Source organism: Arthrobacter sp. Soil_C_49, from assembly GCF_057656635.1.
On sequence record NZ_JBDGJZ010000004.1, the window covers coordinates 56,495 to 69,133 of the forward strand.

Below are 12,639 nucleotides of genomic sequence, written 5' to 3' on the forward strand. Positions count from 1 at the left end.
ACGGCCCACCCCGGCCCCCTTCCCTTTATTGGATCATTCTGATCTAATATAACCCGGATCACACCCCAACGCGGAGAAAAACCCATGCAACGCATCCTTCCCCTCATCGCCGCCCAAGCCCGGCCTCGGCTCATTGGCGAACCCGTCTCGGGCTTCGCGGACGAAGTCAAAGCAGCCCTCGAAGCCCAGCCGCACAGTAAGCTCGTCGTCTTCCCCGAGCTGCACCTCTTCGGCGACGAAAACCCGGACCTGCAGCGCACGGAAATCCTTCAGGCGAGTGCCGAGCCCCTCGACGGCCCACGGGTCAAAGAGCTCAAGCGACTGGCGAAAGACCTCAACATCTGGCTGGTCCCCGGCAGCGTCTGCGAACGCGGCCCGGAAGGCCAGCTGTTCAACACCCAGCTGGTCCTGTCGCCGGAAGGGGAGCTCGCCGGCTACTACCGGAAGATCTTCCCCTGGCGCCCGTTCGAGCCGTACGACCCCGGCGACCGGTTCACCACCGTGGACCTGCCCGGCACCGGCAGGGTGGGCCTGAACATCTGCTACGACGCCTGGTACCCGGAGGTGTCCCGCCAGCTCGCCTGGATGGGCGCCGACGTGATCCTCAACGTCGTCAAAACCACCACCCCGGACCGCAAACAGGAACTGATCCTCGCCAAGGCCAACGCCATCGTCAACCAGGTCTTCATGGTCAGCGTCAACTGCGCCGGCCCCACCGGCCAAGGCAAAAGCATCATCGTGGACCCGGAGGGCAACACCCTCACAGAAGCAACAGACGATCAGCCGCAGCTGCTCACCGCGGAACTGAACCTGGCCGCCGTCGACCGCGTCCGCACACACGGCACGGAGAACCTCAACCGCCCCTGGTCGCAGTTCCGCGAGGGGGAGCCCGCCGTCGAACTTTCCGTCTACCAAGGCCGGATCAACCCGGCCACCTGGACACCGCCGTCCTACAAGCCCTAAGGAAACACCGTGACAACCACCCTCACCCGCACGCTGAAGCTGCCCTCACTGGTCCTGTTCGGGCTGGCGTACCTGACCCCCATCATCGTCCTGGGGATCTTCGGGATCATCGCCGAAACCACCGGCGGCGCCGCGCCCGCCGCGTACCTCGTGGCGCTCGTGGCCATGCTGTTCACCGCGCACAGCTACGGCCGGATGGCTGTCGCCCACCCCGTGGCCGGCTCCGCCTACACCTACGTCCGCCGCTCCATCGACCCCCGCGTCGGGTTCCTGGTGGGCTGGGCCGTCCTGCTCGACTACCTCTTCCTGCCCATGGTCATCTGGCTCATCGGCGGCTCCTACCTGACCGCCCAGTTCCCCGGCATCCCCATCGGCGTCTGGATCGTGGGCTTCATCGTGATCACCACGCTGCTCAACATCCTGGGCATCAAGGTGGCGGACAAGGCCAACTACGTGCTGATGGCGTTCCAGCTGCTGGTCCTCGTGTTCTTCGTGGCGCTGGCCGTCGGCAACGTAGTGTCCGCCAACGGTGCCGGGGGACTGGCCAGCGGGCAGCCATTCTTCAATGACACCGCCAGCTTCACCACCATCTCGGCCGGCGCCGCTATCGCCGCGTACTCGTTCCTGGGGTTCGACGCCGTCACCACCCTCACCGAGGAGACCATCAACCCGCGCCGCACCGTGCCCCGGGCCATCATGCTGGTGGCCCTGATCGGCGGCGGCATCTTCGTGGCGGTGTCCTACGTGACCCAGCTGGTCCACCCCGGCGGCGTGTTCGAGGACTCTGCGTCCGCGGCCAGCTCCATCGCCCTGCAGATCGGCGGGCAGCTGTTCGGCGCCGTGTTCCTGGCCGGCCTGGTGGTGGCGCAGTTCGCCTCCGGTCTCGCCGCCCAGGCCAGCGCCTCCCGCCTGCTGTACGCGATGGGCCGCGACTCCGTCCTGCCCAAGGCGGACTTTGGCAAGCTCAGCGAGAAGTTCCACACCCCGGTGGCGAACCTGGTCATCACCGGCGTCGTGGGCCTGATCGCGATCTTCCTGGACGTGGCCACGTCGACGTCGTTCATCAACTTTGGTGCCTTCACCGCCTTCACGCTGGTGAACGCCTCGGTGGTGTTCCACTATGTGCGCCAGCGCCGGGCCGGGCAGCAGCTGAACCCGGTGTCCTACGTGGTGGTCCCGGTGATCGGCGCGATTGTCTGCGCCTACCTGCTCTCCCAGCTGGACAGCAACGCCATTACGCTGGGACTGTCCTGGCTGGTGCTCGGCGTGCTGGTCCTGGCACTGATCACCCGCGGCTTCAAGGCCTCGCCGCCGGAAATGACGGCTACAGAGAAGGCTACGGTCGAGGCCGCCGCCTGACCCTGTCAGTTTGTAGTGTGGCCTGTTGGTTGAGGAAGGAACAGTCGTGAGGATTGCGCTGGGGCAGCTGGAGTCGGGCGCCGACATCCAGGCCAACCTCGCCGCGATCGACCGGTTCGCCGCCGAGGCAGCGGACGACGGCGCCGCGCTGGTCGCCTTCCCGGAGTACGCCACCTACGAGAAAAAGAAGGTGGACGCGACGTTCCCGGCAGTGGCCGAGCCGCTGGACGGTCCCGTCTGCCGGCAACTTGCCGACACCGCCCGCCGCCACCGCATCGCGCTGGTGGCGGGCGTGGTGGAAACCTCGGACGAGCCGGGCAGGGCGTACAACACTTTGGTGGCTTTCGCGCCCGACGGCGGGCGGCTGGCTTTCTACCGGAAGATCCATCTTTTCGACGCGCAGGGCTTCGGGGAGTCGACGTTCATCAAGCCGGGGCTGTCCACCGTGCCGGTGGTGTTCGGGCACGGGGGAGTGCGGTTCGGGCTGATGACCTGTTACGACCTGCGGTTCCCAGAGCTGGCGAGGTCGCTGGCCGACGCCGGCGCGGAGGTCCTGCTGGTCTGCTCGTCCTGGGTGCCGGGCGAGCACAAGACGGAGCAGTGGCTGGCGCTGAACGCGGCGCGGGCGATCGAGAACAGCGTGTACGTGGCGGGGGTGTGCCAGGCGCCGCCGGTCTCTGTGGGGCGGAGTGTGCTGGTGGATCCGATGGGGGTGGTGGAGGCGGACCTTGGGCTGGAGCCTGGGGTGCGGGCGGTGGAGGTTTCGCTGGAGACGGTGGACCGGGTGCGGGAGTCGTTCCCGATGTTCCGGCAGCGGCGGCTGTGACTCTTATCAGCTGACAACACTCATACGAGGTTTAGCGGTGGCAACCACTCAGCGCGCAGTGCGTTCTCCAAATTTTCAGCTTCTCTAGTGCTAGCGCACACAATCCATCCCACTTCACATTGAGCAAGCCACTGGTTCGCAACCGCGGTTTGGTCCGGTGTTATCACGCTTGGACGCTGACGTACGACGAATCGAGGGAGGCCTAGCTGGGCAGCTGCGATACTCGCCCTAAAAGTGCTGCGACTAAAATCGGTGCCTTGGGCGAAATGGGCTTTGAGGCGACCGCGCAGGCCATCGGCACCTAATGCTTTGCCTACATAAATAGGCTGCCCCTCCCTGAACCAGATGTACACCCCGGGCGCGACAGGAACCTCACGAGATGGCACGGGCAATTCGCGTGGTTTAATTCTTGATAAGGCATTTTCCCATTTATTCCCGGGGGCATTCTTCCCTGCCATACTGGTCTCCTTTGACATCTAGGTGAGTCCGGAACGGTCGTGCTGAATTTGTGCTTGAGGGGTCGAGCAGGCTAGTGCCTACTCATGACATACAAAGCGGTAAAACGCTCGCTGCGAGCACGGCGGAACCGGCGTGGGCGCCTTCCCCGATTACGGCACCTACGGCAAGAAAAAGCTGGATCAGATAAGCCGGGCCACCCACGAGCCGCTGACTTGTTAAGTGTGCTGGACGTCTGCGGCCACAGGCGGCCCCTATCGTAGTCCGTTAGTTCGTTTCGGCGGCTATCAGCTCGACGGGGACCTGCGCGCGTGATGACAGCTGCCGAGCAACCCTCTCAAGTCTTTGCTCTAGAAATTTAGCGGGATTCTTGAGAAGTTCCGGCGTCTCTATCAAATGCGAAGCCAAAGTAGCTGGTTGGAACTCGCCAAGGTCAGTTATCCCCGCTTTGGCAGTTTGACGCCCTACCAACAGCATTCCAAGAGTAAGAAGGTGAGCTGAGGAAATTTGTGACACATCCCTACCAAGGACGCTAACAGCCGCGATGTTACTGGCGTCGAAGAAGGCGGTGGGTACGCCCTCAACTGGGTCGATGGGTCCTGCGGTTGCTAAAAGGCAAAGTAGCCCCCGATGAAGAGAACCGAATTGACGCTTGTTGACAGAAAGCATTAGCTCCTTGTCCAGTTCAATCCGGTCGGGCAGCGGGTCACGGCCACCCAGGAGGGCCTGAAAATCCTCTACAGCCCGCGTATTGGACGCAACATCGTACCTTCCTTGGAAGACAGACTTCCAAAACCACGACTCTACAAACGACGTGTGACTGCCTAACTCTCCCTCCAGGGCCAGGCCCCCGAGGATGGACAACTGAACACGGAAAGGCATCCAGTCCGGATCTAGTACTCCGAGGCGTTGTTGGGCAAAAACGACAGCACGTGACATAGCTTCAACGCTCGGCTCCCACAAATCTCGAACGACGGTGCCTGGCAGCTCCAAGACGTCATGCTGACGAACGCTATGACGCGCCCGCAGCGCAATTAAGCTCAGAACCGGAAGCCCGTCACCCTCAAGGAAGGCGGCCAGTCCAGGGTGCTCACGTTGAGCGGTCTCCCAGCGGTGCCGGAGGTTGAAGTGTTGTGTGAAGGATTTAGCGACCATGAGATCGAAAGTCCCGAGCGCTTGACCCAGCCTGTTGACTCGTTCAAAGATCCTAGCAACGGCCTCAGGATGCACCTCATCATCAATTACAACGGCCGGTATCTCATATCGGTCCAAGCCAGAGAGAAAGTCGACGTATAGGTCGGTAATGCGCCGTTTCGTCTCGGTGTGAACCTCGTGCTCTAGGGCTTCATCCCGCCACGCGTAGAAAGCGGACGGACTTCTCAGTGCAGATACGGGCAGAAGATTGTGTTCATACTCCCGACGTGGATTGCCGTAGTAGCGCTCCCAACGCTTGCTTGGGACAGCGACGATAGCTTCTTCTAGGTCCTCGATGGTTTCCCTGTCGGATATAACGTCGAGACGTATGGCGTAGCGGAAGGAACCTCTCCCGTAGAGCGCTTGGTATAGAGAGGTCAGCCGTTGTTGCCCGTCCAGGACTACCATTTGGTAAGGAGGCGACGCTCGCGGCGCGCCTTCAATTTCGCGAACAGAAAAAAAGAACTGCGACTTGCCAGGGAGCAAGAGCAGACTGCCAATGGGCCATCCCGTTAAGCATGTGGCCAGTAACTGCTTGACTGCCCCATTGTCCCACTGAAAGTCGCGCTGAAATTCGGGTAGAACGATCCGGCCTTCATGTATTCCAGAAAGAATACGAGACAAATCGTAATTGCGACCATGAGTTTTTTCGAGTCCCACTTCACTCCTCGATCAAGTGATCGTCGTTTTCTTCGGCGCGGTCGGAATAGCGTGGAGCCTTTGAATTACTCTGGAACCTGTTTATCGAGTCATCTAGCCATTGAATGCTGGGATAGGTACCTCGGTCGGAGCGCAACAGAAGCACATAATTTTGACCGCGATGTCCGTCGAGGGGGTCAATAAACAAGGCGTAGCGTTGATCACACTTGAGATATGCGTGGCGCGCTGGGGCCTGAGTGGTGCGTATCACGAGACTGCTCTTCTTATGGCGTTTTGATTTTTTCCAGTCGTCCTCGACATCTTGAATGACTTCTTCGAGGATGCTTCTGTATGTTTTCGGCTCTTGACCCAGTTGGTTTGCGACGGTGTCAAGGTTGGAACTCGAAGGATCTAGAAAATGAAGCTCTACTTCCTTTGGTCTCTCAGTCGAGCGATCCAGTATGTGGTGCCAGATCAGAGTTCGAAACGATGAAGGATCATTCGTGTAGCACTGGATCGTTCTCGCAAACGGAACAAAACTTGCCCAGTCCACATTGTTGAGCGCTTGCATTCCATCGAGTCCAGATTCCACTAGTCGCCGATCGGAAGCCATGTATGACATCAAGTCTCGGGCTACTGTTTGCCGGAGAAAAAGATCGGAAACACCATTCACAAGGCCCACCGTTATTACAACAGCTCCAAATGTGGATACGAGGGCGCCCCAGGGAACAGGCAGTATCGTCGACCACCACATCAAGATCAGGCCAACTACGATACATGCGAGCACTATGAGCAGTACTCGTCCCGAAGTAGCCTTCATCGTTCCCCTTACCCTTGTGTCTTTGAACCGGGCACTTGTTCCTCCACGAGACGTTATTGGTTCTACACCGATGACGCCCTAGTGCGACACTAGCCGCAAGCGGTAGTAATCCAACAATTACGATCGGGGATTTCCTTTCGGTCTTCTTTGGCAAGAGTGCAGGAGCCCGTAGCCTAGCGAAGTGATCAACTTTGACGGCGAACAGGGACAGTTGCCTCCCGGCTTGTATGAATTGCTCAGTACAGATTCGCTCGCGCATCGTCTAAATAGCGATTTGGACCATGAGCCCACCTTCGTGCAGGTTGAAGATGAAGATGTCCCAGACATCCTGACCCGGCACGTTTGCGATGCCGTCCGGCAAGCCTTGGCAGCAGCTAAGCCAGCCCTCAGGGTCGGCCTAGCTAACCGGCTTCTTCGAGAACTGAGCACTACGGACCGAATCGTGGACGGCCCGGCCCAACTTCAGTCACTCCATCGCCCCGATGCACTCAAGCGCCGGCAGCTCCGCAGGCCCACGATAAGACTGAGCGACTCTGCACTTCTAACCAACAGCAAGGACGACCCGAACCTCGCGGCAGAACTCCGGGCCGAGATGGAGTCCGCCGACACAGTGGACCTTCTCTGTGCCTTTGTCCGCTGGACCGGACTCAGGCTCCTGGAGTCTGCCCTAGAGCAACTCAAGGAGCGCGGCGCCAAGCTCCGGGTCATTACCACCACATACATGGGTGCAACCGAACGCCGCGCCATTGACGAGCTCGTGAACAGGTACGGGGCCGAAGTCAAGATCAGTTATGAAACCCAGGCCACAAGGCTGCACGCCAAGGCCTGGCTGTTCCGCCGCAACACGGGCTTCGACACCGCCTATGTGGGAAGCTCCAACCTGAGTCAGGCTGCACTCCTGGACGGGCTGGAATGGAACGTCCGCCTCAGTTCCGTCGCGACGCCCGCCCTCCTGCAGAAGTTCGAGGTCACCTTCGACAGCTACTGGGAGCAGCGCGCCTTCCAAAGCTACGACCCGGAACGCGACGGCGAAAAGCTGGACGCTGCGTTGGAACGGAACGGCGGGCGTCGCACCGCGGCGCCGGATGCAACTACCGGTCTTGAGGTTCAGCCGTTCCTTCACCAGGAGGAGATGTTGGAGGACCTGGAAGCCGAGCGGCTCAAGGGCTTCAACCACAATCTCCTGGTCGCTGCCACGGGCACCGGCAAAACGGTTATCGCCGCTCTGGACTACAAACGGCTAAGCGAAACTGCCGGCAGAGACCTCAAACTACTCTTCGTCGCCCATCGTCAGGAGATCCTCAAGCAGGCAATGCGCACCTACCGCGACGTCATGCAGGACGGCGCCTTCGGTGAGCTCTACGTGGGGGACCACAAGCCGCAGAAGTGGAAGCACATCTTCGCGTCCGTCCAGTCACTGTCCTCCCTCGGCATCGAGCAGCTGGATCCGGACTCCTTCGACGTCGTCGTCATCGATGAATTCCACCACGCGATGGCGCCCACGTACCGCCGCCTGCTGGACCATCTGAAACCCCAGCAGCTCCTCGGACTCACGGCTACGCCTGAACGCGGTGACGGCGTCGACGTCGCCAAGCAGTTCTTCGATGGCCGGACCGCCAGCGAGCTGAGGCTCTGGGATGCATTGGACGCGGACCTGCTGGTGCCGTTCCACTACTTCGGTGTCTCGGACGACGTCGACCTGAGCCACTTGGAATGGAAACGCGGCAACTACGACACCACCCAGCTGAACGCCCTCTACACAGGGAACGACGCCCGCGCCGCCAAGGTCATCCGCGAACTCAGGGACAAGGTCACCAGCACGGACCAAATGCGGGCCATCGGCTTCTGCGTCTCCGTGCAGCACGCCCGCTACATGGCCGAGGTCTTCAACCGCGCGGGCATCGCCTCCGTCGCCGTCGACGGCAGCACTGACGACGCCGACCGCGCGGAAGCCCTGCGAAGCCTGGGCAAGCGGCAGATCAACTGCATCTTCGCCGTTGACCTCTTCAATGAAGGCCTGGACCTGCCGCAGGTGGACACCATCCTGCTGCTCCGGCCCACGCAGAGTGCCACGATCTTCCTCCAGCAGCTGGGACGCGGGCTGCGCCGTGCGGAGGGCAAAGCGGTGCTGACGGTCTTGGACTTCATCGGCCAGCAGCGCCGTGAGTTCCGCTTTGATCTGCGTTACAGGGCACTGACCGGCTACGGCCGAAAGGAGCTGGAGAAGGCTGTCGAGGATGAATTCCCGTACCTGCCGTCCGGCTCGCAGATCATGCTCGACCGGGTCGCGCAGAAGGTGGTCCTCGACAACATTAAGGCGCAGCTCCGGTTCAACCGGGCGCAGCTGGTCCGGGACATCGCATCGTACGCCGAGACCGAGCTGGAGGCCTATCTGGAGCGGTCGGGGAATGACCCGAAGACGATCTACCGGTCCACCAGGGACTCGTGGACCGGTTACCTCCGGCAGGCGGGGCTGATCGAAGGGCTCTCACCCCTGGAGACCGTGCTGCGCGGGAAGATCGAGGAGCTGTCGGACGCTGAGGAAAAGAATCTGCTGGGCCGCATGGCCGCGCTGATTCACGTGGACGATCCGGAACGTGCGGCCGCCTATTCCATGCTGGTCGCTCCCGACGCCCCCCGTTATGCGGAGCTTGGCATGCGCGAGCAGGCTTTTGCACGCATGCTTTTTTACACGCTGTGGGATGACGGCGGCGGGTTCAGAACGTACGACGACGGCCTGGACCACCTGCGCGGCTACCAGTTTGTTTGCCGCGAGATCCGCCAGGTGGCGAAGCTGGGGGTGGCGGCATCGAAACATGCAGCGAAGAGCCTTGGCGCAGGGTTGCAGCACATCCCGCTGCTGTCCCATGCCACCTACAGGCGGGAGGAGGTGTTGGCGGCGTTGCAGTACGGGTCACTGGAACAGGGCAAGAACGTCCAGCATCGTGAGGGCGTGGCGTGGTGTCCGGCGACTTCCACAGATGCCTTCTTTGTCACGCTGAACAAGGATGACAAGAAGCACTCGGCAACCACGATGTACAAGGACTACGCCATCAGCCCCGAACTGTTTCACTGGGAGTCGCAGAATGCGACATCGCCGACGAGCCCGACAGGACGCCGATATCTGGACCCGGCCTCCCACGGTTCGCGAATTCTGATCTTCACAAGGGACACGGCGGATGACGAGACTGGGCTGACAGTTCCCTACACATGCCTGGGGCAGGTGGATCACGTACAGCACTCCGGGGAAAAGCCCATCGCGATCACCTGGAAGCTCCATCGACCGATGCCCGCCGATGTGTATGCCTCAGCTGCTGCGGTTGCGCAATAACTGAAAATGTGAGGGATGGCCCGCTTTGTTCCCTTTGCCCGAGTAGATGGTTAGATGTGTCTTGACCCTTGGGTCACTGCTGCCTACGCCCTACCCGGCAGCTTTGGGGACAGAAGAAAGCAAGGATCAGTGTCAGCTCCAGTCAATGAGCAGGTCGAGTTCAACGTCGCACCAGGTTCCGTCGTTCACGTTCGAGACGAGGAGTGGCTCGTTACAGGCGTGGAGCAAACGGGTGACGGCCTCCTGATCAGAGTCCGTGGACTCAGTGAGCTTGTCCGCGACACAACAGCGGCCTTCTATAAGAGCCTGGACCAAATCGAAGTCGTCGATCCGGCAGAAGCCATCCCAGTTGCCGATGCGAGCCCAAACTACCGCCGCGCCCGCCTGTGGCTGGAGTCCACGTTACGTAAGACTCCCGTCCCGCAGGACCACGAGGGCCTCACCGTCTCCACCCGCATGCTCGCGGACAAACTCGAGTACCAGCGCATCGCAGTCGCCCGCGCTTTGGACCCACAGAACGTCCGCCCCAGGATCCTCATCGCAGACGCGGTCGGCCTCGGGAAGACGCTGGAGATTGGCATGATCCTGAGTGAGCTCGCCCGGCGCGGACGGGCGGAACGCGTCTTGGTGGTCACGCCCCGGCATGTCCTCGAGCAGATGCAGCACGAGCTCTGGTGCCGCTTCGCCCTCCCGTTCGTCCGCTTGGACTCGGCAGGCATCCAGAAGGTCCGCCAGACCCTCCCAGCAACGCGCAACCCCTTCACCTACTTCAAGCGCGCCATCATCTCGATCGACACCCTCAAGTCCGCCCGATACAAAGCGCACCTGCAGAAGATCCACTGGGACGCCGTCGTCATCGACGAGTCCCACAACCTCACCAACGCGGGAACGCTCAACAATGAGCTCGCGAGGATCCTCGCCCCCAACGCCGAGGCCCTGATCCTGGCGTCCGCAACCCCTCACAACGGCAAACAGGAATCCTTCGCCGAACTGATCCGTCTCCTCGACCCCACAGCCGTCCGCCCGGACGGCACCTTTGACGGAAACGACATCCAGCGACTCATCATCCGGCGTCACCGTCACAGTCCCGAGGTAGCCGCCGAGGTGGGCGCCAACTGGATGGAGCGCCTCGAACCGGACAACCGCCTGATCGCGGCAGGTCCTGCCGAGAATGCCGTCGCCCAGGAAATCGCAGATACCTGGCTCTACCCCCAAATCGGTTCCAGCCCCTACTCCGGCGCGAACAGCGCACTGTTCCCGTGGACACTCGCCAAAGCCTTCCTTTCAAGCCCGGCGGCGCTTCTCGAAACAGTCAAGGAGCGCCTCCGCAAGGTCGCAGACCGGAAGCTGCCAGCGGAACACCGGGAGCACGAAGCCCTTGAACGCCTTAGGGCCCTCACCGAGGAGTCGCTCAAGAGGCCCTCGGCCAAGTACCAGGAGCTCGCCCAGTACCTGAAGGGAATCGGCGTCGGTCCCAAGTCAAATATGCGCGCCGTCGTCTTTGCCGAGCGGGTCCCCACGCTCATGTGGCTCGAGCGCCACCTGCCAAAGGACCTCGGACTCAAGCCGGAGAATGTCCGCATCCTGCACGGCGGCCTCAGCGACGTTGATCAGCAGGAGATTGTCGAAAGCTTCAAGCAGGAGGCCTCACCCATCCGCGTGCTTGTCACGGGCGATGTCGCCTCCGAAGGGGTGAACCTTCACAGCCAGTGCCATCACCTCATTCACTTCGATATCCCGTGGTCGCTCATCCGCATCGAACAGCGGAACGGCCGTATCGACCGTTACGGCCAGAAGGAGAACCCCCAGATCACCACGCTCCTCCTGCACCCGGACCACGAGAAGTTCGCCGGAGATCTCAAGGTCATCACCCGCCTTATGGAACGCGAGCACGTGGCCCACGGCGCCCTGAATGATGTCGCTTCTCTTATGGGTCTGCACAGCGTAGAGGCAGAACAAAAAGCGATCCTTGCCGTCCTCGCGGGGAAGCAGGCAGAGGATCAGGTCGTGCGCACCGTCGAGGATGTCCTCGACCCAGCGCACACTGACGATGGTGCCTTCGGCGATTTCGACAGCTTCTTCGAGCAGCTCACCGCGGACGACGGCGGCGGCTCGCCCCGGGTGCCGACGGACGCCGGCGTAGGACTCTATTCGAGCGAGCTGGACTACCTCGACGACGCCCTCCACGAGGCCTTCGTTAACCCCGAAGAGCCACCCGGCAACGGCGCCGGGGGAGGAGTGAACTGGAGAGTGCACGCCCAGCACCAGATCGCAGAACTCGAGCCGCCCCGCGACCTTAAGCAACGGCTGGCGCACCTGCCGCAGGGCTATCTCAACGACCGCAAGGTCACCGAAAAGCTCAAGCTGGCCACATCCCTGGACAAGGGCCAGAACGAGCTCGACGCCGCCAAGAAGTCCGTTCCCGCGAAGGGGGAGAAAGCCACGACGTGGCCCGAAGCCCACTTCCTCGGCCCGCTACACCCCGTCCTCGAATGGGCCAGCGACCGCGCCCTCGCGTCGATGGCCGGCAACGAGGTTCCCGTGGTCCGCGCCGACGTAGAGGAGCCGAGGGTCCTCCTCATGGGCACACTGATGAACCGCCGCGGACAAGTCATCTCCCAGGCGTTCTTCGCGACGCAGGGCGGCGAGCTGGGCATCCCCGAGCAGATCGGAAGCCTCGCCGAGTACCTTCGGGAGATCGGCCTCACCGACAAGTCGATCAACACAGGGCCCGTCGCTGACGCCGCGTCGTACCGTCCGTACATCGCCCGCGCCGTCCAAAACACCACCGGCTCGCTCGACATCACGTTCGAGGCCGCTGCCCAGGCCGCCGACCATCGGCTCGGTGAATGGCACGACCGAGCGGACGCGTGGAGCGAAATCCATGGACAGCCACAGCTCCCCGGCATGAGTACACGGCGCCTCAAAGAGAACAAAGCGCGCGTTGAGCAGGAACAGGAGATCGTCTCCTCCCTTGCCCCAGACCGCCGCCTCGTGCGGCCGCTGCTCGTCGTTGTGCCCCTCAACACTCCTGCGGAAGGAGAGCGCTGA

The 12,639-nt window shown here is 61.8% G+C and carries 8 protein-coding genes; 5 read left to right on the forward strand and 3 right to left on the reverse strand.

The window, feature by feature from the left end; genetic code table 11:
• Positions 1-84 precede the first annotated feature (84 nt).
• The 3 genes from AC3A4Z_RS08545 to AC3A4Z_RS08555 are packed head-to-tail and all read left to right on the forward strand — an operon-like array spanning position 85 to position 3,148.
• The gene (locus AC3A4Z_RS08545; RefSeq protein WP_498711198.1) at positions 85-963 is read left to right on the forward strand and encodes a carbon-nitrogen hydrolase family protein; all 879 of its coding nucleotides are present in this window, start codon (positions 85-87) and stop codon (positions 961-963) included.
• A gap of 9 nt (positions 964-972) precedes the next feature.
• Positions 973-2,322 carry an APC family permease gene (locus AC3A4Z_RS08550; protein ID WP_498711199.1) on the forward strand — a complete coding sequence of 450 codons (1,350 nt, stop codon included), beginning with the start codon at positions 973-975 and terminating at the stop codon, positions 2,320-2,322.
• Positions 2,323-2,368: 46 nt separating this feature from the next.
• A complete protein-coding gene (locus AC3A4Z_RS08555) occupies positions 2,369-3,148 on the forward strand; it encodes a carbon-nitrogen hydrolase family protein (protein WP_498711200.1) in 780 nt (259 codons plus the stop codon).
• Positions 3,149-3,168: 20 nt separating this feature from the next.
• Here the strand turns inward: AC3A4Z_RS08555 and AC3A4Z_RS08560 are convergent, their stop codons facing one another.
• From AC3A4Z_RS08560 to AC3A4Z_RS08570, 3 genes are all read right to left on the reverse strand, one after another.
• A complete protein-coding gene (locus tag AC3A4Z_RS08560) occupies positions 3,169-3,624 on the reverse strand; it encodes a GIY-YIG nuclease family protein (protein ID WP_498711202.1) in 456 nt (151 codons plus the stop codon).
• Between the two features lie 247 nt (positions 3,625-3,871).
• Positions 3,872-5,458, reverse strand: coding sequence for a GmrSD restriction endonuclease domain-containing protein (locus tag AC3A4Z_RS08565; protein WP_498711203.1), 1,587 nt, complete (start codon positions 5,456-5,458; stop codon positions 3,872-3,874).
• 1 nt (position 5,459) lies between these two features.
• Positions 5,460-6,008, reverse strand: a complete 549-nt coding sequence (locus AC3A4Z_RS08570; protein ID WP_498711204.1) for a hypothetical protein — start codon at positions 6,006-6,008, stop codon at positions 5,460-5,462.
• A gap of 460 nt (positions 6,009-6,468) precedes the next feature.
• Between AC3A4Z_RS08570 and AC3A4Z_RS08575 the strand changes: the two genes are divergently transcribed.
• Together AC3A4Z_RS08575 and AC3A4Z_RS08580 are read left to right on the forward strand one after the other, a co-directional pair.
• Positions 6,469-9,588 (forward strand): DEAD/DEAH box helicase, encoded by a 3,120-nt coding sequence (locus AC3A4Z_RS08575; protein WP_498711427.1) that lies wholly within the window; start codon positions 6,469-6,471, stop codon positions 9,586-9,588.
• 129 nt (positions 9,589-9,717) lie between these two features.
• On the forward strand, positions 9,718-12,639 hold the full coding sequence (locus AC3A4Z_RS08580) for a helicase-related protein (RefSeq protein WP_498711205.1): 2,922 nt from the start codon (positions 9,718-9,720) through the stop codon (positions 12,637-12,639).